This is a genomic window from Tabrizicola sp., from assembly GCF_041919135.1.
GTDB lineage: Bacteria > Pseudomonadota > Alphaproteobacteria > Rhodobacterales > Rhodobacteraceae > Tabrizicola.
Genome location: NZ_JAYRUJ010000028.1, coordinates 1 through 25183, shown reverse-complemented (window position 1 = coordinate 25183; position 25183 = coordinate 1). Strand labels below are relative to the sequence as shown.

The 25183-nt window shown below is 68.1% G+C and carries 29 protein-coding genes and 1 pseudogene; 22 read left to right on the top strand and 8 right to left on the bottom strand.

The window, feature by feature from the left end:
- Positions 1–110: 110 nt before the first annotated feature.
- From ACE3UA_RS16315 to ACE3UA_RS16305, 3 genes are read left to right on the top strand one after another with little or no spacing between them, the layout of a single operon-like run.
- Positions 111–485, top strand: coding sequence for an NADH:ubiquinone oxidoreductase subunit NDUFA12 (locus ACE3UA_RS16315; protein WP_374647002.1), 375 nt, complete (start codon positions 111–113; stop codon positions 483–485).
- On the top strand, positions 485–961 hold the full coding sequence (mlaD, locus tag ACE3UA_RS16310) for an outer membrane lipid asymmetry maintenance protein MlaD (protein ID WP_374647000.1): 477 nt from the start codon (positions 485–487) through the stop codon (positions 959–961). Before ACE3UA_RS16315 ends, mlaD begins: the two co-directional genes overlap by 1 nt.
- On the top strand, positions 961–1335 hold the full coding sequence (locus tag ACE3UA_RS16305; RefSeq protein WP_374646998.1) for a DUF2155 domain-containing protein: 375 nt from the start codon (positions 961–963) through the stop codon (positions 1333–1335). The genes mlaD and ACE3UA_RS16305 overlap by 1 nt, the downstream gene beginning before the upstream one ends.
- Here the strand turns inward: ACE3UA_RS16305 and aat are convergent.
- The 3 genes from aat to accB all read right to left on the bottom strand — a co-directional run bounded on the left by aat (position 1275) and on the right by accB (position 3860).
- Positions 1275–1934, bottom strand: coding sequence for a leucyl/phenylalanyl-tRNA--protein transferase (gene aat / locus ACE3UA_RS16300; protein ID WP_374646996.1), 660 nt, complete (start codon positions 1932–1934; stop codon positions 1275–1277). The genes ACE3UA_RS16305 and aat overlap by 61 nt on opposite strands.
- A 79-nt stretch (positions 1935–2013) precedes the next feature.
- Positions 2014–3360 carry an acetyl-CoA carboxylase biotin carboxylase subunit gene (gene accC / locus ACE3UA_RS16295; protein WP_374646994.1) on the bottom strand — a complete coding sequence of 449 codons (1347 nt, stop codon included), beginning with the start codon at positions 3358–3360 and terminating at the stop codon, positions 2014–2016.
- 11 nt (positions 3361–3371) lie between these two features.
- Positions 3372–3860: an acetyl-CoA carboxylase biotin carboxyl carrier protein gene (gene accB / locus ACE3UA_RS16290; protein WP_374646992.1), complete on the bottom strand. Its 489-nt coding sequence runs from the start codon at positions 3858–3860 to the stop codon at positions 3372–3374.
- A 232-nt stretch (positions 3861–4092) separates the two neighbouring features.
- Between accB and ACE3UA_RS16285 the strand changes: the two genes are divergently transcribed.
- From ACE3UA_RS16285 to preA, 3 genes are all read left to right on the top strand, one after another.
- Positions 4093–5412: an NAD(P)-dependent oxidoreductase gene (locus ACE3UA_RS16285; RefSeq protein WP_374646990.1), complete on the top strand. Its 1320-nt coding sequence runs from the start codon at positions 4093–4095 to the stop codon at positions 5410–5412.
- A 66-nt stretch (positions 5413–5478) separates the two neighbouring features.
- Entirely contained in the window at positions 5479–6009 is a 531-nt protein-coding gene (locus ACE3UA_RS16280) for a DedA family protein (RefSeq protein WP_374646988.1), read from the top strand.
- Positions 6010–6078: 69 nt separating this feature from the next.
- A complete protein-coding gene (gene preA, locus ACE3UA_RS16275) occupies positions 6079–7377 on the top strand; it encodes an NAD-dependent dihydropyrimidine dehydrogenase subunit PreA (RefSeq protein WP_374646986.1) in 1299 nt (432 codons plus the stop codon).
- A 69-nt stretch (positions 7378–7446) separates the two neighbouring features.
- Here preA and ACE3UA_RS16270 read toward each other — a convergent pair whose 3' ends face one another.
- The 3 genes from ACE3UA_RS16270 to ACE3UA_RS16260 all read right to left on the bottom strand — a co-directional run bounded on the left by ACE3UA_RS16270 (position 7447) and on the right by ACE3UA_RS16260 (position 8724).
- Entirely contained in the window at positions 7447–7680 is a 234-nt protein-coding gene (locus tag ACE3UA_RS16270; protein ID WP_374646984.1) for a hypothetical protein, read from the bottom strand.
- Between the two features lie 44 nt (positions 7681–7724).
- Positions 7725–7976, bottom strand: coding sequence for a hypothetical protein (locus ACE3UA_RS16265; RefSeq protein WP_374646982.1), 252 nt, complete (start codon positions 7974–7976; stop codon positions 7725–7727).
- A gap of 133 nt (positions 7977–8109) precedes the next feature.
- Positions 8110–8724, bottom strand: coding sequence for a TetR family transcriptional regulator C-terminal domain-containing protein (locus ACE3UA_RS16260; RefSeq protein WP_374646980.1), 615 nt, complete (start codon positions 8722–8724; stop codon positions 8110–8112).
- 98 nt (positions 8725–8822) lie between these two features.
- Here ACE3UA_RS16260 and ACE3UA_RS16255 point away from each other — a divergent pair, with 98 nt between their 5' ends.
- Positions 8823–10145: an aspartate aminotransferase family protein gene (locus tag ACE3UA_RS16255; protein ID WP_374646978.1), complete on the top strand. Its 1323-nt coding sequence runs from the start codon at positions 8823–8825 to the stop codon at positions 10143–10145.
- A gap of 52 nt (positions 10146–10197) precedes the next feature.
- Entirely contained in the window at positions 10198–10500 is a 303-nt protein-coding gene (locus tag ACE3UA_RS16250) for a cupin domain-containing protein (protein WP_374646976.1), read from the top strand.
- Between the two features lie 182 nt (positions 10501–10682).
- Here ACE3UA_RS16250 and ACE3UA_RS16245 read toward each other — a convergent pair whose 3' ends face one another.
- A complete protein-coding gene (locus tag ACE3UA_RS16245; RefSeq protein WP_374646974.1) occupies positions 10683–11330 on the bottom strand; it encodes a TetR/AcrR family transcriptional regulator in 648 nt (215 codons plus the stop codon).
- A gap of 123 nt (positions 11331–11453) precedes the next feature.
- Here ACE3UA_RS16245 and ACE3UA_RS16240 point away from each other — a divergent pair, with 123 nt between their 5' ends.
- From ACE3UA_RS16240 to ACE3UA_RS16175, 14 genes are all read left to right on the top strand, one after another.
- Entirely contained in the window at positions 11454–12704 is a 1251-nt protein-coding gene (locus ACE3UA_RS16240; RefSeq protein ID WP_374646972.1) for a Zn-dependent hydrolase, read from the top strand.
- Between the two features lie 138 nt (positions 12705–12842).
- Positions 12843–13127: a GIY-YIG nuclease family protein gene (locus ACE3UA_RS16235; RefSeq protein WP_374646970.1), complete on the top strand. Its 285-nt coding sequence runs from the start codon at positions 12843–12845 to the stop codon at positions 13125–13127.
- An 85-nt stretch (positions 13128–13212) separates the two neighbouring features.
- On the top strand, positions 13213–14664 hold the full coding sequence (hydA, locus tag ACE3UA_RS16230) for a dihydropyrimidinase (protein WP_374646968.1): 1452 nt from the start codon (positions 13213–13215) through the stop codon (positions 14662–14664).
- A gap of 73 nt (positions 14665–14737) precedes the next feature.
- Positions 14738–15523: an ABC transporter ATP-binding protein gene (locus tag ACE3UA_RS16225; protein ID WP_374646966.1), complete on the top strand. Its 786-nt coding sequence runs from the start codon at positions 14738–14740 to the stop codon at positions 15521–15523.
- An 81-nt stretch (positions 15524–15604) separates the two neighbouring features.
- Complete coding sequence (locus tag ACE3UA_RS16220) at positions 15605–15940, top strand: hypothetical protein (protein ID WP_374646964.1); 336 nt, start codon at positions 15605–15607, stop codon at positions 15938–15940.
- 145 nt (positions 15941–16085) lie between these two features.
- The gene (locus ACE3UA_RS16215) at positions 16086–16952 is read left to right on the top strand and encodes an ABC transporter permease (protein ID WP_374646962.1); all 867 of its coding nucleotides are present in this window, start codon (positions 16086–16088) and stop codon (positions 16950–16952) included.
- Positions 16949–17806: an ABC transporter permease gene (locus ACE3UA_RS16210; RefSeq protein WP_374646960.1), complete on the top strand. Its 858-nt coding sequence runs from the start codon at positions 16949–16951 to the stop codon at positions 17804–17806. The genes ACE3UA_RS16215 and ACE3UA_RS16210 overlap by 4 nt, the downstream gene beginning before the upstream one ends.
- A gap of 40 nt (positions 17807–17846) precedes the next feature.
- Positions 17847–18827 (top strand): ABC transporter substrate-binding protein, encoded by a 981-nt coding sequence (locus tag ACE3UA_RS16205; RefSeq protein WP_374646958.1) that lies wholly within the window; start codon positions 17847–17849, stop codon positions 18825–18827.
- Between the two features lie 100 nt (positions 18828–18927).
- Positions 18928–19311: a hypothetical protein gene (locus ACE3UA_RS16200; RefSeq protein ID WP_374646956.1), complete on the top strand. Its 384-nt coding sequence runs from the start codon at positions 18928–18930 to the stop codon at positions 19309–19311.
- A 49-nt stretch (positions 19312–19360) separates the two neighbouring features.
- On the top strand, positions 19361–20641 hold the full coding sequence (locus ACE3UA_RS16195; protein WP_374646954.1) for a helix-turn-helix domain-containing protein: 1281 nt from the start codon (positions 19361–19363) through the stop codon (positions 20639–20641).
- Positions 20642–20730: 89 nt separating this feature from the next.
- On the top strand, positions 20731–21093 hold the full coding sequence (locus tag ACE3UA_RS16190) for a response regulator transcription factor (RefSeq protein ID WP_374646952.1): 363 nt from the start codon (positions 20731–20733) through the stop codon (positions 21091–21093).
- Positions 21093–21341 (top strand): hypothetical protein, encoded by a 249-nt coding sequence (locus tag ACE3UA_RS16185; protein ID WP_197641478.1) that lies wholly within the window; start codon positions 21093–21095, stop codon positions 21339–21341. Before ACE3UA_RS16190 ends, ACE3UA_RS16185 begins: the two co-directional genes overlap by 1 nt.
- A complete protein-coding gene (locus tag ACE3UA_RS16180) occupies positions 21342–24029 on the top strand; it encodes an ATP-binding protein (RefSeq protein ID WP_374646950.1) in 2688 nt (895 codons plus the stop codon). It begins immediately after the preceding gene.
- Between the two features lie 66 nt (positions 24030–24095).
- Complete coding sequence (locus ACE3UA_RS16175; RefSeq protein WP_374646948.1) at positions 24096–25064, top strand: FliM/FliN family flagellar motor switch protein; 969 nt, start codon at positions 24096–24098, stop codon at positions 25062–25064.
- Here ACE3UA_RS16175 and ACE3UA_RS16170 read toward each other — a convergent pair.
- Positions 25061–25183, bottom strand: a pseudogene (locus ACE3UA_RS16170) (IS5/IS1182 family transposase); the annotation flags it as partial. The gene ACE3UA_RS16175 and the pseudogene ACE3UA_RS16170 sit on opposite strands and share 4 nt — an antisense overlap.

Below are 25183 nucleotides of genomic sequence, written 5' to 3'. Positions count from 1 at the left end.
GCCTCCGGGTCCGCCTTTTTCCTTGGCAAAGGTCGGTGCCGGCCCCGGCTTGGCCCTAGACCTTCCCGCCGCTTTCCGCCATATCAGGGCCAGAGACCCGGAGGCCGCCCATGTATTTCCTGAAACGCCTGCTGACCTGGTGGAACAGCCAGACCCTCGGCACCCAGATCTTCACCGCGCGCAAGGGGGTGAAGGTGGGCGAGGACGAGGCCGGGAACATCTTCTACCAGACCCGTGACGGCAAGCGGCGCTGGGTGATCTACAACGGCGAGATGGAAGCCTCGCGCGTGTCGCCGGATTGGCACGGCTGGCTGCACTACACCTGGGACGAGCCGCCGACCAAGGCCCCGCTGGCCCGCAAGCCGTGGCAGAAGCCGCATCAGGAAAACCTGACCGGCACCGATGCCGCCTATGCCCCGCCCGGCTCGATCCGTCGCGTGGAACCCGTCGCGCGCCGCGACTACGAGGCCTGGCAGCCCGAGTGATGGCCTACGAGAAGGCAGAGATCGTCACCGGGGCGGCGGTTCTGGCCGTTGCCCTCGGCTTCGCCATCTATGCCGCGCAAGGCGCCGGCATGGGGCGCCAGCCCGAAAGCTATCCGCTGACCGCCAGCTTCCGCTCGGTCGAGGGGATCACCGTCGGCTCGGACGTGCGGCTGGCCGGGGTGAAGGTCGGGACGATCACCAGCCTGAATCTGAACCCCGAGACCTTCTTCGCCGATGCGTCGATCCAGTTGCGCAACGATGTGCAACTGCCGACCGATTCCTCGATCCTGATCTCGTCCGAGGGGCTGCTTGGCGGCAATTTCGTCGAGATCCTGCCCGGCGGCGCGCTTGAGACCCTGGCCCCCGGCGAGGAGATCGAGGATACCCAGGGCGCGGTCAGCCTGATCACGCTCCTGTTGAAATTCGTCGGCGGGAATGGCGAGGAGAGCGCGCCCGCCGAGCCGGCCACGCCATGATGCGGGTGTTGGCTGTCGCATTGATGCTGGCCGGCCCGGCCACGGCGCAGGACTTCGCCGATTCGACCGGGGCGACGCTGCGTTTCCTGGACAAGCTGACCAGCGAGACCGGGGACGTGACGTTGGGCATCGGCCAGGCGGCCAAGTTCGGGCGGCTGGTGGTGCGGCTTGACAGCTGCCGCTATCCGGTGACGAACCCGGCCTCGGACAGCGAGGCCCATGTGACGATCATCGAGGAGACCACCCAGACCCAGCTCTTCACCGGCTGGATGCTGGCCTCCTCGCCCGCCCTCTCGGCGCTGGATCATCCGCGCTATGACGTCTGGGCGCTGTCCTGCACCCTGCCCGAAGCCGCCGTCCAGCCCGAGGAATAGGACTCCGGGTCGAAGCGCGCGGCGCCGTCCAGCGCCGCCCTGAGCAGCCGGTGGTAGGATGCACGCGGGATCTCGACCGCGCCGAGGCTGGCGAGATGCGGCGTCAGGAACTGGGTGTCGAACAGCCGGAACCCGTCCGCCTTCAGCCCCCGCACCGCATGGGCCAGCGCGACCTTCGAGGCATCGGTGACGCGCGAGAACATGCTTTCCCCGAAGAAGGCCGCGCCAAGCGTCACGCCATAGACCCCGCCGACCAGCCGGTCCTTCTGCCAGACCTCGATGGAATGGGCGTGGCCAAGCCGATGCAGCTCCTCATAGAGCGACTGGATCCGGCGGCTGATCCAGGTCTCGCCCCGCTCGGCGCAGGCGCTGACCACATGGAAAAAGGCACGGTCCGCGGTGACGGTGAAATCGCCCTGCCGCAGCCGCCGGGCCAGCGAGCGCGAGATGTGGAAACCGTCCAGCGGCAGGATGCCCCGGCGGCGGGGGTCGACCCAGTGGATCTCGGGGTCGTCGCGGCCCTCGGCCATAGGGAAGATGCCCATGGCATAGGCGCCAAGCAGGATCTCGGGCGTGATCTCGTCGGCCGGGTCCGGCATCGCAAAATCCTTCGAAGGATTTTGCAAAAGTTCTCGAAAACTTTTGCGCGAAAGGGCGCCGCTCGGGGCGCCCTTCAGGTCACTTGAACTGGCTCTCCAGCCACTTTTCCAGCCAGTGAATGTTGTATTCGCCGTTCTGGATGTCCGGCTCGGCCAGAAGCATATGGAACAGCGGCACCGAGGATTCCACCCCGTCGATGATCAGTTCGGAGAGCGCGCGCTTCAACCGGGCCAGCGCCTCGGGCCGGTCGCGGCCATGCACGATCAGCTTGCCGATCAGGCTGTCGTAATAGGGCGGGATCGAATAGCCGCCGTAAAGCGCCGAATCCATCCGCACGCCCAGCCCGCCGGGGGCGTGGAAGGTGCGGACCTTGCCGGGGCAGGGGGCAAAGTTCGGCAGCCGCTCGGCGTTGATCCGCACCTCGATCGCATGGCCGGAAAGCTCCAGCTCGTCCTGGGTGAAGGACATCGGCAGCCCGGCCGCCACCCGGATCTGTTCGCGCACGAGGTCGACGCCGAAGATGTATTCGGTCACCGGATGCTCGACCTGAAGGCGCGTGTTCATCTCGATGAAATAGAACTGCCCGTCCTCGTACAGGAACTCGATCGTGCCCGCGCCGATATAGTTGATCTTCGCCACGGCCTGGGCGCAGATCTCGCCGATCTCGGCGCGCATCGTCCCGGTGATCGCGGGGCCGGGGGCTTCCTCGAAGACCTTCTGGTGCCGGCGCTGCAGCGAACAGTCGCGTTCGCCAAGGTGGACAGCCTTGCCCTTGCCGTCGCCGAAGACCTGGATCTCGATATGGCGCGGCTTCTGGAGATATTTCTCCATGTAGACTTCGTCGTTGCCGAAGGCGGACTTGGCCTCGCTGCGGGCGGTGCGGAAGGCGATCTCCAGCTCCTGCGCGTTCTTCGCGACCTTCATCCCGCGCCCGCCGCCGCCGGCGGTGGCCTTGATGATGACCGGATAGCCGATCCCCTCGGCCACCTTCTTCGCGGTCTCGAAATCCGGCACCCCGCCGTCCGAGCCGGGAACCACCGGGATCCCCAGTTCCTTCGCGGTTTCCTTGGCGGTGATCTTGTCGCCCATGATGCGGATATGCTCCGCGTTCGGGCCGATGAAGGTCAGGCCATGGTCCTGCAGCGCCTGGGCGAAACCGGCGTTCTCCGACAGGAAGCCATAGCCCGGATGCACCGCCTGCGCCCCGGTGATCTCGCAGGCCGAGATGATCGCGGCCTTGTTCAGATAGCTTTCCGAACTGGGCGCGGGGCCGATGCAGACGGATTCGTCGGCCATGCGGACATGCATCGCATCGGCATCGGCGGTGGAATGCACCGCGACCGACTTGATCCCCATTTCCCGGCAGGCCCGGATCACGCGCAGCGCGATTTCCCCGCGGTTGGCGATCAGGATTTTCTCGAACATCCCGCGCGCCCTTATTCGATGATCATCAGCGGCGCGCCGTATTCGACCGGATGGCCGTCCTCGACCAGGATGCGCTTGACCGTGCCCGCGCGGGGCGCGGGGATGTGGTTCATCGTCTTCATCGCCTCGATGATGAGGACGGTCTGGCCCTCGGTCACCTGGGCGCCGACCGCGACGAAGGGCGTGGCCCCGGGTTCGGCCGCAAGGTAGACCGTCCCGACCATGGGCGAGGTCACCGCGCCCGGATGCTGGGCCGGATCCTCGGGCGCTGCCGCCGGGGCAGCCGCTGCCGCCGCGACGGGGGCTGCATGATGCATGGCCGGGGCAGGGGCCGCAGCCGTGACGGTGACCACATTGGCCTGCTTGACCACGCGGACCTCAAGGCTGTCGTCCTCGCCATATTCCCGCTTCACCGACAGTTCGGTCAGGTCATTCCTGTTCAGAAGCTCGGCCAGCGCCGAAATGAAGGCCACGTCCGTGTCTGTCGTCTGCTTGCTCATGAAGTCCTCTGTTGGCCAGGAGCCCCGGGATCTTGCGGGGATCGCTGCCCCGCCCGTTGTGCGGCGCTTATACGCGACAGGAACCGGGGTGAAAAGCCGCGAAACTCCGACCCGGGGGGCTGGCCCTGTCCAGCAGGCGCAAAAATTGTCCATTTGGGAAAATTTACCGTTTGATAAAAAAACCGACCTGTGCCAGCGTGATAAAAAACATAAGCCAGGGAGGCTCCCAGCCATGTCGAACAGCCCGCTCACGCCGGGAATTGCGGCCAGCCGTCTGCCGGCCGAAGCCTATGCGCGGAACTTCTCGGACCACGAGCCGGCGCTGGACCGGCACGAGGCCCGGGTCGCCGCGGATCGCTGCTATTTCTGCCATGACGCACCCTGCATCACGGCCTGCCCGACCTCGATCGACATTCCGCTCTTCATCCGCCAGATCGCGACCGGCACGCCCGAGGCGGCGGCAACGACGATCTGGAGCCAGAACATCCTGGGCGGCATCTGCGCCCGGGTCTGCCCGACCGAGACCCTGTGCGAGGAGGCCTGCGTCCGCGAGGCGGCCGAGGGCAAGCCGGTCGAGATCGGCCAGCTGCAACGCTTCGCCACCGACACGGCGATGGCGAAGGGCCTGCATCCCTTCACCCGCGCGGCCCCGACCGGCAAGCGGGTGGCGGTGGTGGGGGCGGGGCCCGCGGGCCTGGCCTGCGCGCACCGGCTGGCGCTGCACGGCCACGACGTGGTGGTGTTCGAGCGCCGGGCCAAGGCCGGGGGGCTGAACGAATACGGCATCGCCAGCTACAAGGCGACCGGCGGCTTCGCGCAACGCGAGGTCGAGTGGCTGCTGCAGATCGGCGGGATCGAGGTCCGGACCGGGGTGGAACTGGGCCGCGACGTCTCGCTGGAGCAGCTCACGGCCGAGTTCGACGCGGTCTTCCTGGGCATCGGCCTGGCCGGGGTCAACGCGCTCCGTGCCGTGGGCGAGGATCTGGCGGGCGTGCGCAACGCGGTCGATTTCATCGCCGAACTGCGCCAGGCCGCGGATCTGTCGCAACTGCCGGTGGGCCGCGATGTGGTGGTGATCGGCGGCGGCATGACGGCGGTGGATGCGGCGGTGCAGTCCAAGCTTCTGGGCGCCGAGAACGTCACCATCGTCTACCGGCGCGGGCAGGCGAAGATGTCGGCCTCCGGCCATGAGCAGGACCATGCCGCGCAGGCGGGCGTGCGGATCATCCATAACGCGGCGCCGGTGCGGGTCCTGGGCGACGGCCAGGCCGAGGCGGTGGAATTCGCCTATACCTCCGAGGGGGAAAACGGGCTGGTCCTGTCGCCCGAGACCTTCACGCTGAAGGCCGACCAGGTGTTCAAGGCCATCGGCCAGACCCTGCAGGGCGCGCCCGAGGGGTTGGCGGTCGCGGGCGGCAAGCTGGCCGGTCCTGCGGGCAAGGTCTGGGTCGGCGGCGACTGCGCGGCGGGGGGCGAGGACCTGACCGTCACCGCCGTGGCCGAGGGCCGCGATGCCGCCGAGGCGATCCACGCTGCGCTGGCATGCGGCTGATGCGCGCGGTTTTCCCTTGCCAGGCCGGGACTTCCCCGCCACTAGAAGGGCGGGCAGGAACCTTGCATGAGCGGCTGGACCGACACTTTCATCGCCTTCATCGACCGCAACCAGGACTGGCTGCCGCTGATCATGCTGGTCTTCGCGGCGGCCGAGACCACGGCCTTCCTGTCGATCCTGATTCCCTCGACCGCAGTCCTGGTGGCGGTCGGTGCCCTGGCGGCGACGGGGGCGGTGGCGTTCTGGCCGCTCTGGGCCGGGGCGACGCTGGGGGCGCTGACCGGCTCCAGCTTCAGTTACTGGCTGGGGCGGCGCTACGGCGCGACGATCCTGCGGATGCGGCCCCTGCGCGACCATCCCGAGATGGTGGAAAAGACGCAGGGCGCCTTCTCCCGCTATGGTCCGGCAACCATCCTAATCGGCCACTTCACCACCGTCTTCCGCCCGGTCGTGTTCCTCCTGTCCGGGATGAGCGGCATGACCCTGCCGCGCTTCCTGTTCTGGAACCTGCTCGGCTGCGTGGCCTGGGCCTTCCTGATCCCGAAGCTCGGCCAGTTCGGCGGCGATCTGATCGGTCTGGTCTGGTCGCTTTTCTGACCAAGGGCGGGCCGATTGCCCGGCCCGCATCCCCCACATCACTCCCAGCTTGTCGCAAGGAGGCGTCCCATGGCTGACCTCAGCTCGAATTTCATCGGCATCAAGTCCCCGAACCCGTTCTGGCTGGCCTCGGCCCCGCCGACGGACAAGAAATACAACGTCGAGCGCGCCTATGAGGCGGGCTGGGGCGGCGTGGTCTGGAAGACGCTGGGCGCCGAAGGCCCGCCGATCGTCAACGTGAACGGCCCGCGCTACGGCGCGATCTGGGGCGCGGACCGCCGCCTTCTGGGCCTGAACAACATCGAACTGATCACCGACCGCCCGCTGGAGGTGAACCTCCAGGAAATCAAGGAGGTCAAGCGCAAGTGGCGCGACCGCGCGCTGGTCATCTCGCTGATGGTCCCCTGCGAGGAGGACCATTGGAAGGCGATCCTGCGCCAGATCGAGGACACCGAGGCCGACGGGGTGGAACTCAACTTCGGCTGCCCGCACGGCATGGCCGAACGCGGCATGGGCTCGGCCGTGGGCCAGGTGCCGGAATACATCGAGATGGTCACGCGCTGGGTCAAGCAATATTCCCGGATGCCCTGCATCGTGAAGCTGACCCCCAACGTCACCTCGATCCTGCCGCCCGCGCTGGCGGCGCACCGGGGCGGGGCGGATGCGGTCTCGCTCATCAACACCATCAAGTCGATCACCAACGTCGACCTCGACGATTTCTCGCCCTTCCCGATGATCGACGGCAAGGGTTCGCACGGCGGCTATTGCGGCCCGGCGGTCAAGCCCATCGCCCTGAACATGGTCGGCGAGATCGCGCGGCACCATGAAACCCGCGGCCTGCCGATCAGCGGCATCGGCGGCGTCACCACCTGGCGCGATGCGGCCGAGTTCATGGCGATGGGCGCGGGCAACGTGCAGGTCTGCACCGCGGCGATGACCTATGGCTTCAAGGTCGTGCAGGAGATGATCTCGGGCCTGTCGCAATACCTGGACGAAAAGCAGATGGCGCTGTCCGACCTGGTCGGCCGCGCGGTGCCGAACTTCGTCGAATGGCAGCACCTGAACCTGAACTATGTCACCAAGGCCCAGATCGACCAGGACCTCTGCATCAACTGCGGCCGTTGCTACGCCGCCTGCGAGGACACCAGCCACCAGGCCATCGCCATGTCGCCCGAGCGGATCTTCACCGTGAAGGACGAGGAATGCGTGGCCTGCAACCTCTGCATCGACGTCTGCCCGGTGGACAACTGCATCACCATGCGCGAATTGCCGAAGGGCAGCACCGATCCCCGGACCGGCCGCGTGGTGGGCGATTTCGCCGACTGGACCACACATCCGAACAATCCGATGGCCCAGGCCGCGGAATGACCGACCCCGCCCAAAAATTTTCGTCGAAAATTTTTGGGCGCTCGCTCCTTTTGGCCCCCCGTTTCCGGCTCAGCAGATGACCTGCATCTGGCCGGGGTTGCAGATGACGATGAACTGTCCGCCACATTCGACGAGGTGAAAACCCCGGCGGCGGACTTCTGCAACCAGCGCACCGCGCCCGACCTCGCGTTCGACGTCGCGTACCGCCCGACGGACGATGCCGCCCTTGCCGACCGCCTTGGCCGAGAAAACATCCTCGAGCCAGGCATGGGCGGTGACGGAAGGCGGGCGAAACATCTGCATGCCCGATTCCTGCGCGATTCCGGTGAAGAACGGGTTAACGCCGTCTATGGCAAGGGCAGCGGATTGACCCCCGCGGCGACCGAGGCGCGGATATAGGCGTCCCGCGCGGCTTCGGCCGCGATGCGGGCGGCGGCGACGGGGTCGTGATCCTCGTCCCGTTCGGCAAGTTGCACGCCGATCGCGGCCGCGGCGCTGTCGGGCTGGCGCAGGGCCTCAGGATGCTGAGGCTGCGCCACCGCGGCAACGGATTGCCCCGTTGCGGCACGTTCCGTGGCCGTGCCGGTGATCGGTTGCATGGCCGGAACCGGCACCTGCGACCGGACGGCAGACATGATACCCATTTCGCGCCCCCATTCTAATCGCCCCCGGTTCGCAAGATAGCAGGATGCCGGCCGCCCCGCCCGCCCGAAAAGCGGAAAACTTGATGCATCAGGGCGCCAGCAGCCGGGTGAAGAGCGTCTCGAGAAAGCCGCCCGCCTCGGTGAACGGGTCGTGTTCGGGCCCGAGGACGGCGCGGACCTGCACCTCGAAATCGGCGTAATGCTGGGTCAGCGCCCAGATCGAGAAGATCAGATGCACCGGATCGACCCGGGCGATCCGGCCCTCCGCCATCCAGCGCGAAAGGATGCGCGATTTCTCGGTCACCAGATCGCGCAGGTCGCCCTCGATCGCCTCGCGCATCCGGGGCGCGCCCTGCAGGATCTCGCCCGCGAACAGGCGGCTTTCGCGCGGGAAATCGCGCGACATCTCCAGCTTGCGGCGCACATAGGCCAGGATCTCGGCCAGGGGATCGCCCTCCGGGTCCATCTCGCGCAAGGGATCAAGCCAGCTGTCCAGAAGCCCGGTCAGCAACACCTTGTGCACCGCCTCTTTCGACGGAAAGTAATACAGCAGGTTCGGCTTCGACAGGCCCGCGACCTCGGCGATCTGGTCCAGCGTCGCCCCGCGAAAGCCGTGCAGCGAGAAGACCTCCAGCGCCGCGTCCAGGATCAGCTCTCGGTTGCGCTGCTGGATGCGCGAGCGGGGGCGGGCGGTGGGGGGCATCGCGATCCTGCACTTGTCGGTCCGAACCTCTTGGATAGCGTGAGGCCGAGTGCTAGGTCAAACCATTCGCCCCGCGCCAGGGGCGCTGGGAGGAAGCCATGGCCCTGGACCGCAAGGTACCGAACGACCTCGACGCCTTCTGGATGCCCTTCACCGCGAACCGCCAGTTCAAGAAGAACCCGCGGATGTTCGTGGCGGCCAGGGACATGCATTACACCACCGCCGACGGCCGCCAGGTGCTGGACGGCACCGCGGGCCTGTGGTGCTGCAACGCGGGCCATTGCCGGCCGAGGATCACCGAGGCGATCCAGAAGCAGGCGGCCGAACTCGATTACGCGCCCGCCTTCCAGATGGGCCACCCGGTCGCCTTCGAACTGGCCAACCGGATCATCGACATCGCGCCCAAGGGGATCGAGCATGTGTTCTACACGAACTCCGGCTCGGAAAGTGTCGAGACGGCGCTGAAGATCGCCATCGCCTATCACCGCGCGCGCGGCGAGGGCACCCGCACCCGCCTGATCGGGCGCGAGCGCGGTTACCACGGGGTGAACTTCGGCGGCATCTCGGTCGGCGGCATCGTGAACAACCGCAAGTTCTTCGGCAGCCTGCTGACCGGCGTCGACCACCTGCCGCATACCCACCTGGCCGAGAACGCCTTTTCCAAGGGCCAGCCCGAACATGGCGCGACCCTTGCCGACGATCTGGAGCGCATCGTCGCCCTGCACGGCGCCGAGACCATCGCGGCGGTGATCGTGGAGCCGATGGCGGGCTCGACCGGCGTCCTCCTGCCGCCGAAGGGCTATCTCGAGAGGCTGCGCGCGATCACGAAAAAGCACGGCATCCTCCTGATCTTCGACGAGGTCATCACCGGCTTCGGCCGCCTCGGCAGCGCCTTCGCCGCCCAGCATTTCGACGTGCTGCCCGACATGATGACCACCGCCAAGGGCCTGACCAACGGCGTGATCCCGATGGGCGCGGTCCTGACCACCGCCGCCGTGCACGACGCCTTCATGCAGGGGCCCGAGCATCTGATCGAACTGTTCCACGGCTACACCTATTCCGGCAACCCGATCGCCGCCGCCTGCGGCATCGCCACGCTGGAGACCTACAAGGAAGAAGGCCTGTTCGACCGCGCGCGCGAGCTGGAGGGCTACTGGCAGGACGCGCTGCACAGCCTGAAGGGCGCGCGCCATGTGATCGACATCCGCAACATGGGCCTGATCGGCGCGGTGGAGCTGGAGGGCATCCCCGGCGAGCCGACCAAACGCGCCTTCACCGCCTTCCTCAAGGCCTATGAGAAGGGCATCCTGATCCGCACCACCGGCGACATCATCGCCATGTCGCCGCCGCTGATCATCTCCAGGGCGCAGATCGACCAGCTGATCGGCACGCTGGCCGAGGTGCTCGGGTCGCTGGACTGACGCAGCCTCTGCCCGCTATTCAGGGCAGGGTGGCCTTCCCCGGGAGAATGCGATGACCCGTCCGAACTGTACGGCCCATGTCCTGGTGGATGATGCGCGGGTGCGCGTCACCCGCTTCGATTTCGCGCCGGGGGCCGAGACCGGCTGGCACCGGCACGGGCATGACTATGTCATCACGGCCCTGACCGACTGCCCGATGCTGCTGGAGGAGCCGGGGGGCGCGACGCGGCGGGTGCTGGTCCCGGCGGGGACGGCCTACCGGCGGCCCGAGGGCGTGGAACACAACGTGGTCAATGACGGCCCGCTGCCGATGAGCTTTGTCGAGGTGGAGCTGAAGGAACCGCCGCAAGGGTAGGGGGCCAAAATCCTTCGAAGGATTTTGCAAATCTTTTCGAAAAGATTTGGCCTCACCCCGCCGTCAGCACCCGGCCCCCGCGCAGGGCCGGTCGGTGATCCTCGCCCCGCAGCAGGCCCCGGACCCGCAGCTGCATTTCCGGGCCGCCCAAGCCGCAGGTGGCGCCAGCGCATCCGGTCGCCTCAGATCGCCCCGATCCCGCGCAGGACCATCTCCTTGACGCTGGCCTTCGCCTCGGCCCATTGCCGGTCGGACAGGGGCTTGCCGGCGTTCAGCGTCTGGATCTGGTGGCCGAAGTCGGCATAGTGCTGCGTCGTGGCCCAGAGCAGGTAAAGCAGGTGCCGCGGGTCCACCGGGCGCATCTTGCCCTCGTCGATCCAGCGCCGGATCACCGCGATCCGCCCCTCGGTCCAGTCGCGCAGCGTCGTCTCCAGATAGTCCTGGATCACCGGCGCGCCATGCATCACCTCCGAGGCCCAGACCTTCGACCCGTGCGGATGGGTGCGGCTGATATCCATCTTGGCGTCGATATAGGCCCCGATCCCTTCGACCGGCCCCGGCGCATCGTCGAAGCTGGACGCGGCATCCAGCCAGATCTCGAAGATCTGCTGCACCACCCGGCGGTAAAGGTCTTCCTTGGTGGCGAAATAATAGTGCAGGTTGGCCTTCGGCAGCCCCGCCATGTCGGCGATCAGCTGCATGGTGGCACCCCCGAAGCCGGCCTCGGCAAAGACCTTCTCGGCCGCCTCGAGGATCGCGCGTTCGTTCTCGCGCCGGATATCCGTGCGGCGGCCGGGTTTCAGGCGCGTGATCTCGGCATCGCCGGACATGGGCCTCCGATATTCTTGTTGACCGTATGGTCAGGTTGTGCTGCGCTTCACCTTGACCATACGGTCAGGAAACGAGTCGCGGCAAGGGGCAGCATGGCCCCGACGCGAACAGGGAGCGATGCGATGCCAGCCACCGGGGACAACCTGCGGATCAACCCTGCGCGCCTGTGGGACGCGCTCGAGGAGATGGCGAAGATCGGCCCCGGTATCGCGGGTGGCTGCAACCGCCAGACCCTGACCGATGCCGACGCCGAGGGGCGCCACCTCTTCGCGTCCTGGTGCAAGGCGGCGGGCCTGACCATGGGCGTCGACAGCATGGGCAACATGTTCGCGACCCGTCCGGGCGAGGATCCGGAGGCGCTGCCGGTCTACATGGGCAGCCACCTCGACACCCAGCCGACCGGCGGGAAATATGACGGCGTGCTGGGCGTCCTCGGCGCGCTGGAGGTGGTGCGGACCTTGAACGACATGGGCGTCAGGACGCGGCGGCCGATCGTGGTGACCAACTGGACCAACGAGGAGGGCGCCCGCTTCGCCCCCGCCATGCTGGCCTCGGGCGTCTTCGCCGGCATCCATACCGAGGATTACGCCAAGTCCCGCCGCGACCTCGACGGCAAGGTCTTCGGCGAGGAATTGCAGCGCATCGGCTGGGTCGGCGACGAGAAGGTCGGCGCCCGCAAGATGCATGCGATGCTGGAACTGCACATCGAACAGGGCCCGATCCTGGAGGCCGAGGGCAAGGACATCGGCGTCGTGACCCATGGCCAGGGCCTGTGGTGGCTGGAGATCACCCTGACCGGCAAGGACGCCCATACCGGCTCGACCCCGATGAACATGCGGGTGAACGCGGGCCTGGGGATGGCCCGGATCACCGAGCGGGTCCATCAGATCGCGATGAGCCACCAGCCGAACGCCGTGGGGGCGGTGGGGCAGGTGAAGGTTTTTCCCAACAGCCGCAACGTGATACCGGGGAAAGTTGTGTTCACGGTGGACATCCGCTCGCCCGAACAGGCCAAGCTCGACGCGATGAAGGGAGAGGTGATCCGCGCCGCCCATGCGGTGGCGAAGGAGCTGGGGCTCGGCTGCGAGATCGAGGACGTAGGCCACTTCGACCCCGTCACCTTCGACCCCGGCCTTGTGAAGATCGTCCGGCAGAGTGCTGAAAAGCTGGGCTATTCCCACATGGACATCATCTCCGGCGCCGGCCACGACGCCTGCTGGATCAACCGCGTCGCGCCGACGGTGATGGTGATGTGCCCCTGCGTGGATGGCCTCAGCCACAACGAGGCCGAGAAGATCACGCCGGAATGGGCCGCGGCGGGAACGGATGTGCTGCTGCACGCCTGCCTTGAGGTGGCGGAGGTGGTGGGGTGAGGGATCAAGGGATACCCGTCCCGGGCTTGACCCGGGACCTCCACATGCGAAGGGCGCTGCCTTTGGTTGAACGAGGCCCCGGATCAGGTCCGGGGCGGGGTTTACCGTCGATTAACCTTGTCGCGACAGACTTTGGGTATGGCGCATTTCGTGTACATCATGGCCTCCCGGCCGGGCGGAGCGATCTACATCGGTCGGACCGGCAACCTTTCCGCGCGGGTCGAGGCGCATCGCGCCGGGGCCTCCGTTCATACGGCGAAGTACAAGATCCGCACGCTGGTCTGGTTCGAAATGCACGAAGACTTCGCCACCAGTCTGCAGCGCGAACGTGCGATCAAGCGTTGGCCGCGCGCGTGGAAGAACGCGCTGATCGCCGAGCGGAACCCGAACTGGCAGGACATGACTGCGCATATCCCGGTCTAGGACTAGCAATTGTCAGCGCCAGGACCAACCGGAGGTCCCGGGTCAAGCCCGGGACGGGTATTCTCTTTTCCAGTGGGAGCCGCACATGACCACCATCATCAAGAACGGCACCGTCGTCACCGCCGACCTCACCTACAAGGCCGATGTGCGGGTGGAGAACGGGGTGATCACCGAGATCGGACCCAACCTCAAAGGCGGCACCGAACTTGACGCGACCGGCTGCTATGTCATGCCCGGCGGGATCGACCCGCATACGCATCTGGAGATGCCCTTCATGGGCACCTATTCCACCGACGATTTCGAATCCGGCACCAGGGCGGCCCTCAGCGGCGGGACCACGATGGTGGTCGATTTCGTCCTGCCGGGCCAGGGCCAGGGCCTCATGGATGCCGCCCAGATGTGGCACAACAAGTCGGGCCGGGCGAATTGCGACTATTCCTACCACATGGCCGTGACCTGGTGGGGCGAGAAAGTGTTCGACGGGATCGCCGACTCGATCAAGGCGGGGATGACCAGCTTCAAGCATTTCATGGCCTACAAGGGCGCCTTGATGGTGAACGACGACGAGATGTACCAGTCGTTCAAGCGGGTGGGCGATCTCGGCGGTCTGGCGATGGTTCATGCCGAGAACGGCGATGTGGTGGCGGAGCTGACGGCGAAGCTGCTGGCCGAGGGCAACACCGGGCCGGAAGCCCATGCCTACTCGCGGCCCCCGCAGGTGGAGGGCGAGGCGACCAACCGCGCGATCATGATTGCCGACATGGCGGGGGTGCCGCTGTATGTCGTGCATACCTCCTGCGAGGAGGCGCATGAGGCCATTCGCAGGGCAAGGCAGCAGGGCAAGCGGGTCTGGGGCGAGCCGCTGATCCAGCACCTGACGTTGGATGAGAGCGAGTATTTCCACCCCGACTGGGACCATGCCGCCCGCCGGGTGATGTCGCCGCCCTTCCGCAACAAGAAGCATCAGGACAGCCTCTGGGCCGGGTTGCAGTCCGGGTCGCTGTCGGTGGTGGCGACGGATCATTGCGCCTTCACCACGGAACAGAAGCGCTTCGGCCTCGGCAACTTCGCCAAGATTCCGAACGGGACGGGGGGCCTTGAGGACCGGATGCCGATGCTCTGGACGCATGGGGTCGGCACCGGGCGGTTGACGCCGAATGAATTCGTCGCCGTAACCTCAACCAATATCGCGAAAATCCTGAACTGCTACCCGAAGAAGGGCGCGGTTCTGGTGGGCGCGGATGCCGACCTGGTGGTCTGGGACCCGGAGAAGGAGAAGACGATCACCGCGGGCAAGCAGCAGTCGGCGATCGACTACAACGTGTTCGAGGGCCAGAAGGTGAAGGGCCTGCCGCGCTTTACCCTGACCCGCGGGATGGTGGCGATCCACGATGGCGAGGTGCGGACCAGGGAAGGCCACGGCCAGTTCGTCGCCCGCGAGCCGCGCCCGGCGGTCAATCGGGCGCTGAGCCAGTGGAAGGACCTGACCGCCCCGCGCCCGGTGATGCGGACGGGTGTCCCGGCGACGGGTGTGTGATGCAGGAGAGTTTTCGACGGAAAATCATACTGTTCAAGGCTGAAGTTAAGGGAAAGGCGTCGTGAAGGATACCATGAGCGTCAGCCAGCCGGTCGTCGAGGCCCGCAACCTCAACCTCGTCTTTCAGACCGCCGACGGGCCGGTGCAGGCGTTGAAGGATGTCAACCTGACGGTCAATCAGGGGGATTTCGTCAGCTTCATCGGGCCAAGTGGTTGCGGCAAAACGACTTTCCTGCGGGCCATCGCGGCGTTGGAGACGCCGACCTCCGGCGCTCTGACTGTTAACGGGATGACTCCGGACGAGGCGCGGCGCAAGCGGGCCTATGGCTATGTGTTCCAGGCGGCGGGGCTTTATCCCTGGCGGACGATTGCCGGGAATATCAGATTGCCATTGGAAATCATGGGCTTCTCGAGGAAAGATCAGGAGGAGCGGACCGAGCGGGTGCTGGAGTTGGTGGAGCTTAAGGGCTTCGGCAAGAAGTTCCCCTGGCAGCTTTCGGGCGGGATGCAGCAGCGGGCCAGCATCGCCCGGGCCCTGGCCTTCGATGCCGACATCCTGCTGATGGACGAACCCTTCGGCGCGCTGGACGAGATCGTGCGGGACCGGCTGAACGAGGAGGTGCTGAAGCTTTGGGCGCGCACCGGGAAAACCATTGGATTCGTTACACATTCCATCCCGGAGGCGGTTTACCTCAGCACCAAGATCGTCGTCATGTCACCGCGCCCGGGGCGGATCACCGATGTGATCGACTCGCCTCTGCCGAAGGAAAGGCCGCTGGATATCCGCGACAGCCGCGAGTTCATCGAGATCGCGCATCGGGTGCGGGAGGGCCTGCGGGCCGGTCATCATGAAGATTAGGTCAAGCGTCTGGCACCTGTCTGGCATGCGTCTGGCATCCGTCCAGACACCGGACGGCCGGCAAGGACCGGGAGGCGGGGCATGACGGCGCTCTCCTTTCTCTGGCTGGCGGCGGCGACGGTGGTCTTCGTCGCGGCGAACGGGGTGTTGAAGGTCTATGCGACCAAGGGCCAGCTTCCGGTCCTTCTCGGCGCTCTGGTGATGTTCGGCCTTGGCAACTGGCTGATGGTGCAGGTGATGCGGCTGAGCGGGCTGGGGCTGGCCATCGCGGTATCCTCCATCGTGCAGCTGGTCGCGATCTCGGTCCTGGCGATCGGCGTCTTCGGCGAGCGGCCGACGGGCCTGCAACTGGCCGGAATGGCGCTTGGCGTCGTTGCGGTCGCGATGATCGCCTGGCCGACGGGGGTGCGGGAATGATGTTCGCGATGGCGCATGGCTTGCCGACCAGCCCCCCCATCCCAACCCTTCCCCACGCGAGGGGAGGGAGCCGCCCCGGACCATCGACAGATAGCGCCTCCCTCCCCCCACCGTGGGAGAGGACTGGGGTGGGGGGGGCGGTCCGATGAACCGCGCGCTTCCCGTCCTTACTGTCCTCCTTGGCATCCTCGCGATCTGGTATGCCGCCGCGGTCTGGATGAACGCGACCTGGGTCTTCGACCAGGCCGAGCGCGCCGGAACCCCGGTGACCTGGGCCGAGGCGATCCCGCAGACGATGGCGCAGGAACGGCCGCTGCTGCCGCCGCCGCATCAGGTCGGGGCGGAGCTGTGGAAGGGCCTCTTCGGGCAGGCGGTGACCTCGAAGCGGAGTCTGGTCTACCACGGCTTCGTCACCTTCAAGGGCACGATGATGGGGTTCGGCCTGGGGATCGTCGCCGGGGTGCTGCTGGCCATGGCCATCGTCCGTTTCCGGGTGATGGACATGGGGGTGATGCCCTGGGCGATCATCAGCCAGACCATCCCCATCGTGGCGCTGGCGCCGATGATCATCACGCTTTCCAGCCAGCTGGGCCTGACCGACCGCGATGTGCCGAAGGCGATCATTGCGGCCTACCTGAGTTTCTTCCCGGTGCTGGTCAGCATGGTGAAGGGCCTGCGCAGCCCGGACCAGATGCAGCTTGACCTCTTGAAAACCTATGGCGCGGGCGAGATGGCGACCTTCCTCAAGCTGCGGCTGCCGGCCTCGATGCCCTATTTCTTCGCCTCGCTGAAGGTGGCGGTGGCGGCCTCGCTGGTCGGGACCATCGTCGGGGAACTGCCGACCGGGGCGATCGAGGGGCTGGGGGCGCGGATGCTGATCGGCTCGCAGTTCGGCGAGCCGCTGATCATGTGGGCGGCGCTTTTCGCGGCGGCGATCCTGGCGGGGCTCTTGATCGTCACGGTCGGGGTGGTGGAACGGCTGGCGGGGCGCAGGATGGGGGTGCGGGCATGAGCTGGGTTCCGGCAAATCCCGGCTGGCTGATGGGCGCGCTGGCGGTGTGGCTGGTGCTTTGGGCGGCAAGCGTCGCCCTGGCCGGGCGCGAGGGGCGGGGGGTGCGGCTGGTGGTGCCGGTGCTGTTCGGCCTGTCGCTTCTGGTGCTGTGGGAGGGCATCGTCCGGGCCTGGGCGGTCGCCCCGGTGATCCTGCCCGCGCCAAGCGTGATCGCGGCGAAGATCGCGGCGACGGGGCCGGTCCTGTGGCAGGATTTCGCGCAGACGATCCTGAAGGGCGCGATCCCCGGCTTTCTGATCGGCTGCGGCGCGGCCTTCCTGGTGGCGATCCTGATCGACCGGAGCCCCTTCCTGCAGCGGGGCCTGCTGCCGGTCGGCAATTTCGTCGCGGCGCTGCCCATCGTCGGCCTCGCGCCGATCCTGGTGATGTGGTTCGGCTTCGACTGGCAGTCCAAGGCGGCGGTCGTGGTGGTGATGGTCTTTTTTCCGATGCTGGTCAACATCGTCGCGGGCTTGCAGGCCAGCGAGCGGATGCAGCGCGACCTGATGGCGACCTGGGGGGCGAGCTACCTGCAGACCCTGGTCCGGCTGCGGCTGCCGGCGGCAATGCCCTTCGTCTTCAACGGGTTGAAAATCGCATCGACTCTGGCCCTGATCGGGGCCATCGTGGCCGAGTTCTTCGGCAGCCCGATCTATGGCATGGGATTCCGCATCTCGACCGAGGTGGGGCGGCTGGGGCTGGACATGGTCTGGGCCGAGATCGCGGTGGCGGCCCTGGCGGGGTCGGTCTTCTACGGGCTGATCGCGCTGATCGAACGGGGGGTGACCTTCTGGCACCCGTCGCAACGGAAGTGAGAAGAAGCCCGCCAGACGGGCGCAACACGGGAGAGCGAAGATGAAGAGACTGATCACGGCGGCCTTCCTGGCGGCGGCGGCGACCGGCGCCAGCGCCGAGGATGTGAAGCTGCAGCTGAAATGGGTCACCCAGTCGCAGTTCGCGGGCTATTACGTCGCCCAGGCGAAGGGCTATTACGAGGAGGAGGGGCTGAACGTCACCATCCTGCCGGGCGGGCCGGACATCGCGCCGACCCAGGTGATCGCGGGCGGCGGGGCCGACGTGATGGTGGACTGGATGCCGGCCGCGCTGGCCGCGCGCGAGAAGGGCCTGCCCCTGGTGAACATCGCCCAGCCCTTCGCCAGCTCGGGGATGATGCTGACCTGCCTGAAGGAGACCGGGATCACCTCGCCGGCCGATTTCGCCGACAAGACGCTGGGCGTCTGGTTCTTCGGCAACGAATATCCGTTCCTGTCCTGGATGAGCCAGCTTGGCCTGAAGACCGACGGCTCTCCCGGCGGGGTGACGGTGCTGAAGCAGGGCTTCAACGTCGATCCGCTGCTGCAGAAGCAGGCGGCCTGCATCTCGACCATGACCTACAACGAATACTGGCAGGTCATCGACGCCGGGATCCCCGAGGACCAGCTGGTGACCTTCAAGTATGAGGACCAGGGCGTCGCGACGCTGGAGGATGGGCTTTACGTGCTGGAGGACCGGCTGGCCGATCCCGCCTTCCAGGAGACCATGGTCAAGTTCGTCCGTGCCAGCATGAAGGGCTGGAAATATGCCGAGGCGAACCCGGACGAGGCGGCGATGATCGTGCTGGAGAACGACCAGACCGGCGCGCAGACCGAGACGCACCAGAAGCGGATGATGGGCGAGATCGCCAAGCTGACCGCCGGCTCGAACGGGGCGCTGGACGTGGCGGCGGCAGAGCGCACGGTGGCCTCGCTGTTGTCGGGCGGGTCGGATCCGGTGATCACCAAGGCGCCGGAGGGGGCCTGGACGAGCGCCATCACCGACAAGGCGCTGGCGGAATAATCGCGCGACTTGTCTGCATTCGGTGGGCGCGGCCGGGGGTCGCGTCCGCCTTTTCTTTACCTTTCGCGGTCTTTCTGGTGCCGGATTGCAGGGGATCGGCATGGGATGGATCGGTGCGGGACTCGCGGCGCTGGCACTGGCGCTCATGGCGACCGTCTGGTGGCAGGGCTTTGCCGCGCCGGCGGGGTATCTTTACGGCGCGGCCACGGCCGAGGCGGAGGCGGCCTATTGCCTTGCCGTGGCCGAGCGGATCGGCGAGATCACCGGCGGGCGCGGCGCGGCGCGGCTTGAGGCGCATCTGGACGAGCAGGTCGCCTTCTGGCGGCCGCGCGCGGGGCCGCGTCCCGGGATCGGGCGGGTCGCGCTGGCGCGGGACAGCAATGCCCCCGGCGTGAACGAGGGCGCGCATCTGCATCTGGCGGTGCAGGATTGCGCCGGGCGCGCGGTGGGCTTCTACGGGCACCGTTTCGAAGGGTTCGACTAGGGATTTCCAACGCTTGTAAAGCTTCACAACGCCTGTAAACTCTGCCGCCATGGCCCTGACCGCCCTGACCGGAACCAAGCTGCGCGAACGCCGTCTGGCGGCCGACCTGCGCCAGGCCGATGTCGCGGCGGCGGCGGGGATCTCGGCCTCCTACCTGAACCTGATCGAGCATAACCGGCGCAATGTCACGCCCGAGGTGATGGAGCGGCTGGCCGGCGCGCTGGGGCTGGACCGCGCCGCGCTGGCCGAGGGGCCGAGCCCGGCGCTGCTGGAGGACCTGCGCGCCGCGGCGGCGCGGGGCGGGCTGGAGGCGGCGGAGCTGGACCGGCTGGAGGATTTCGCCGACCGCTTTCCCGGCTGGGCCGGGCTTCTGGTCCGGCTGGGCGCGCAGGCGCAGACGCTGGAGCGCGCGGTCGAGGCGCTGAACGACCGGATGACGCATGACCCGCATCTGAGCCAGTCGCTGCACGAGCTTCTGTCCTCGCTGTCGTCGGTGCGGGCCACGGCGGCGATCCTGGCCGATACCGAGGATCTGGACCACGACTGGGCCGCGCGCTTCCACCGGAACCTGCACCACGACAGCGAGCGCCTGGCCGCCGGGGCCGAGGCGCTGGTCGCCTATCTGGACGGCGGCGGGGGCAGGGCCGAGCAGGGCATCGCCTCGCCGCAGGAGGAGGTGGAGGACTGGCTGCGCGGCCGGAACTGGCGGATCGGCGACGAGGAACTGGCGCGCGGCCTGGACGCCGAGATCGCGGGGCTGGCGGCCACGGCGGCGCGGGCGCTGGCGCGGGCCCATGTCGCACGGGCGGCGGCGGATGCGCGCGCCATGCCCGAGGCGGGCCTGCGCGCGGTGCTGGCGAGGACGGGGCCCGACCCGCTGGCGCTGGCGCAGCATTTCGGGGCCGAACCCCTGGCCGCGATGCGCCGGCTGGCGACGCTGCCCGACCTGGGCGCGGGGCTGGTCGCCTGCGATGCCTCGGGGACGCTGACCTTCCGCAAGCCCGCGCCCGGCTTTCCGCTGCCGCGCTTCGGGGCGGCCTGCCCGCTCTGGCCGCTGTATGCCGCCCTGGCCCGGCCGCAACTGCCGGTCGAGACGGCGATCGGGATCGCGGGCCAGGCCGGGCGGCGGCACCGGGTGGTCGCGGTCTCGGCGCTGCGCCACCCCCTGGGCCTGCGCGGGCCGGAACTGCGCGAGGCGGCGATGCTGATCCTGCCCGACGAGGGCGGCAAGGGCCCGGTGCTGACGGTCGGCTCCAGCTGCCGGGTCTGCCCGCGCACGGGTTGCGTCGCACGGCGCGAGCCCTCGATCCTGACGCTGGACGGCGGGTGAACGGGGGCGGGCGAAGACGGTTTTGACACGGGCCGGCGATCCGGGAATAGTGGGTGCGAGGGCAGCGCAAGCCTGCCGGGGGGTGTTTCGTGGGACGGCATGTGCTTCTGGTCGAGGATGAGGCGAATATCGCCGAGGCGATCCGCTTCATCCTGACCCGCGACGGGTGGCGGGTCTCGCATCTGGCCGACGGGGCCGAGGTCCTGGCGCTGGTGCGGCGGGAGCCGCCGGACCTGGTGATCCTGGACCACATGCTGCCCGGCATGTCCGGCCTGGAGATCCTGACCGCGCTCAGGGCGGAACCCGCGACGCGCGCGCTGCCGGTGATGATGCTGACCGCGCGCGGCCGCGACCGCGAGGCGGCCGAGCGCGCCGGGGCCGACCGCTTCATGTCCAAGCCCTTCTCCAACGCCGAGATCCTCGCCGAGGTGCGGGCGATGATGGGGCGCTGATGCGCCGGCCGCTGTTCCTGGCCCGCGCGCCCTATCGCCGCCGCCGGCTGCGCGACGCGGCGCGGCTCTTGCCGGTGCTGGGGATGCTGCTGCTGCTGCTGCCGCTGTTGTGGACGCCCGGCTCGGAGGTGCGGCTGGGGGCGGGGGACGTGGCCTATTTCTTCCTGGTCTGGTTCGGGCTGATCGCCCTTGCCGCCGCCATCGCCCCGGGCCTGAGCCCCGGCGAGGGGGACGAGGAGGAGGACTGAATGCAGTTCAACCTGCTGGTCGCCGCCTGCCTGGCCTATGTGATCATCCTGTTCGTCGTGGCCTTCATGGTCGAGCGGCGGGCCCAGCACGGCCGGCTGGGCTGGCTGCGCTCGCCCCTGGTCTATACGCTGTCGCTGTCGATCTACTGCACCGCCTGGACCTTCTACGGCGCGGTGGGTTACGCGGCGCGGTCGGGGCTGGAATATCTGACGATCTACTTCGGCCCGACGCTAGTCTTCATCGGCTGGTGGTGGCTCTTGCGCAAGCTGGTCCGGATCGGGCGGCAATACCGGGTGACCTCGATCGCCGACCTGATCTCGTCGCGCTATGGCAAGTCGAACACGCTGGGGGTGATCGTGACCCTGATCGCGGTGATCGCGACCACGCCCTATATCGCGCTGCAACTGCAATCGGTCGTGCTGGCCTTCGGCGTCTTCGCCACCGGCACGCCGGACGGGGTGACGCCGCCCGACGCGGCCAGCACGGCGATCTGGGTCGCGGCGGGGCTGGCGGTGTTCACCGTCCTGTTCGGCACCCGCAACCTGGACGCGCGCGAGCAGCACCACGGCATCGTCACGGCGATCGCGGTCGAGGCGGTGGTGAAGCTGGTGGCGCTGGTCGCGGTCGGGGCCTTCGTGGTCTGGGGCATCGCGGGCGGGGTCGGAGAGGTCCTGGCCCGGATCGACGCGGCGCGGCTTTCGGCCTGGCAGGTCCAGCCCGGCCGCTGGGCCGGGCTGATCGCGCTCTCGGCCATGGCGGTGATCACGCTGCCGCGCATGTTCCAGGTCATGGTGGTCGAGAACGACGACGAGGGGCATCTGGCGCGGGCGAGCTGGGCCTTCCCGGCCTATCTGATGCTGATGAGCCTGTTCATCGTCCCCATCGCGGTGATCGGGCTGGAGCGGCTGCCGCTGGGCTCCAACCCCGACATGTTCGTCCTGACCCTGCCCCTGGCCGAGGGGCAGGGCGGGCTGGCGATGTTGGCCTTTCTCGGGGGCTTTTCCTCGGCCACCTCGATGGTGATCGTCGAATCGATCGCGCTGGCGACGATGATCTCGAACCATATCGTGATCCCGCTCTGGCTGCGGCTGCGCCCGGCTGCGGAAGGGCAGGGCGAGGATCTGCGCGGCGTGGTGCTGATGGCGCGGCGGCTGGCGATCGGCGGGGTGCTGGCGCTGGGATACGGCTATTACCAGGTCTCGGGCGGCTCGGCCGCGCTGGCCTCGATCGGGCTGATCGCCTTCCTGGGGGTGGCGCAGGTGCTGCCGGCGATGATCGGCGGCCTGTTCTGGCGCGGCGCGACGCGGCTGGGGGCGATCCTGGGGCTGGGGACGGGGTTCACGATCTGGGCCTTCACCTCGTTCCTGCCGTCCTTCGGGCCGGGGGCGGTGCTGTCGCGGGCGGTCTTTGCCGAGGGGCTGTTCGGCCTGCACTGGCTGCGGCCCTATGGCCTGTTCGGGACCCAGGCGATGGACCCGCTGATGCATGCCCTGTTCTGGTCGCTGGTGCTGAACGCGGTGGCCTTCTGCCTGGGATCGCTGCTGAGCTTTCCCGGCCCGGTCGAGCGGCTGCAGGGCGCGGCCTTCGTCAAGGTCTTCGATGGCGCGGTCGGCCCGCAACGCTGGGCGCGCGGCCAGGCCGAGCCCGAGGCGCTGCTGACCATGGCGCAGCGCATCCTGGGCGAGGAGGTGGCGCTGGCGCTGTTCCAGTCGGCCGCGCGCGAGCAGGGCAAGGAGGGCTATCTGCCCGACCCGACGCCGGCCTTCCTGGACGCGCTGGAGGCGCGGCTTTCGGGCTCGGTCGGGGCGGCGACGGCGCATGCGATGATCAGCCAGCTGGTCGGCCGGGCAACGGTCACGGTCGAGGAGCTGATGGCGGTGGCCAGCGAATCGGCGCATATCATGGAGCATTCCGCCCAGCTGGAGGCGCGCGAGGCCGAGCTGACCCGCACCGCCGGCGCGCTGCGCGAGGCGAACGAGAAGCTGACCCAGCTTTCGGTGCAGAAGGATGCCTTCCTCAGCCAGATCAGCCACGAGCTGCGCACGCCGATGACCTCGATCCGGGCCTTCTCCGAGATCCTGACCGAGGGCGACCTGCCGCCGGATCTGGTGGCGAAATACGGCCGGATCATCCATGACGAGGCCAAGCGGCTGACCCGGCTTCTGGACGACCTTCTGGACCTGTCGGTGCTGGAGACGGGGACGGTGCAGCTGAACCTGGGCCTGGCCAGCCTGCAGCAGATGCTGGACACCGCGCTGACGGCGGCGCAGCAGACCCGGCCCGAGCGGAACTTCATCGTGCAGCGCGACCTGGCCTCGGAGGCGATCTACCTGCGCACCGATGCCGACCGGCTGACGCAGGTCTTCATCAACCTGGTCTCGAACGCGCGGAAATACTGCGATGCGGCCCGGCCGGAACTGCGCATCAGCGTGCGGCAGCGGGCGGGGCGGGTGATGGTGGATGTGGTGGACAACGGCACCGGGATCCCCAAGGGCAGCCAGGCGCTGATCTTCGAGAAATTCGCGCGCCTGACCGATGCCAACCGCGCGGGCGGGGCGGGCCTCGGGCTGGCGATCTGCCGCGAGATCATGGCGAACCTTGGCGGCTCGATCGTCTACCTGCCGGGGCAGGGCGGGGCGGCCTTCCGGGTGACGCTGCCGCTGCGGCTGGAAAAGGCGGCGGCCTGATCCGGCTTAACCCTTTGTGAAGGGCTTTCGGTCTAGCGTCGGGCCAAGCCTCGACGGGACCAGAAGATGACCGACGTGATCCGCCGCAAGATCGACCGCGCCCGCCCGGCCCAGGCCGAAGGCGCACCCGGCGCCGACCGGGGCTGGCGCCTGGCGCTGGCCCGCGCCGCGCGCGACGCCATGGGGCTGGAGCTTGACTTCACCCGGATGAGCATCGGCCGCTACAGCCTGGCCGAACTGCCCGAACTCGCGCCCGACCGCGCGCTGCTGGCGCTGCTGGACGGGCCGCGCGGCGCGCTGGGGGTGCTGATGCTGGGGCCCGAGGTGACCTCGACCCTGATCGAGATGCAGACGCTGGGCCGGCTGACCGCGACGCCGGCCGCCGCGCGCAAGCCGACACGGATCGACGCGGCCATGGTGGCCGGCCTGGTCGACCGGGCGCTTGCCGGCCTGGACGAGGCGCTGATGGAGGAGGCCGATCTCGCCTGGGCGGGGGGATTCCGCTATGCCTCGTTCCTGGAGGAGGTGCGCCCGCTGGGCCTGATGCTGGAGGACGAGACCTATCGCGTCCTTTCCGCCGAGGTGTCGCTGGGCGGCGGCAGGCGCAGCGGCCAGGTGCTGCTGGTCCTGCCGGCGCAGGGCCGGGGCGAGCGTCCGGCAACGCTGGCCCCGGCGGGCGAGGGCGAGGCGCCGCTGTTCTCGGCCGCGCTCTCGGCGCAGGTGATGGCGGCGGATTGCCGGCTGGATGCGGTGATCGGCCGGGTGACGCTGCCGATCCGGCAGATCATGGCGTTGCGCGCCGGCGATGTGCTGCCGATGCTGCAGGCCTCGGTCGACAGCGTCGGGCTGGAGACGATGGCCGGGCGCAAGGTCGCCTCGGGCAGGCTGGGCCAGCATCGCGGGATGCGGGCGCTGAAACTGTCGGATACGGCCGATCTTGCCGCCGATCCGCCGGTCCTGGGGCAGGGCAGGCCGCTGCTGCAGGGCCTGTCGCCGCTGGCGGGGCCGGGCGAGGCGCTGCGGGCCGCGGGCTAGGCTGCGGACTCATAAGCGCGGGTCCATAGTCTTGAGCAGACGAGAAGGACGGCGGCCAGGTAGTTGGTCGCGGTTTTTTCGTATCTGGTTGCGATCTTTCGGAACTGCTTGAGCTTGCT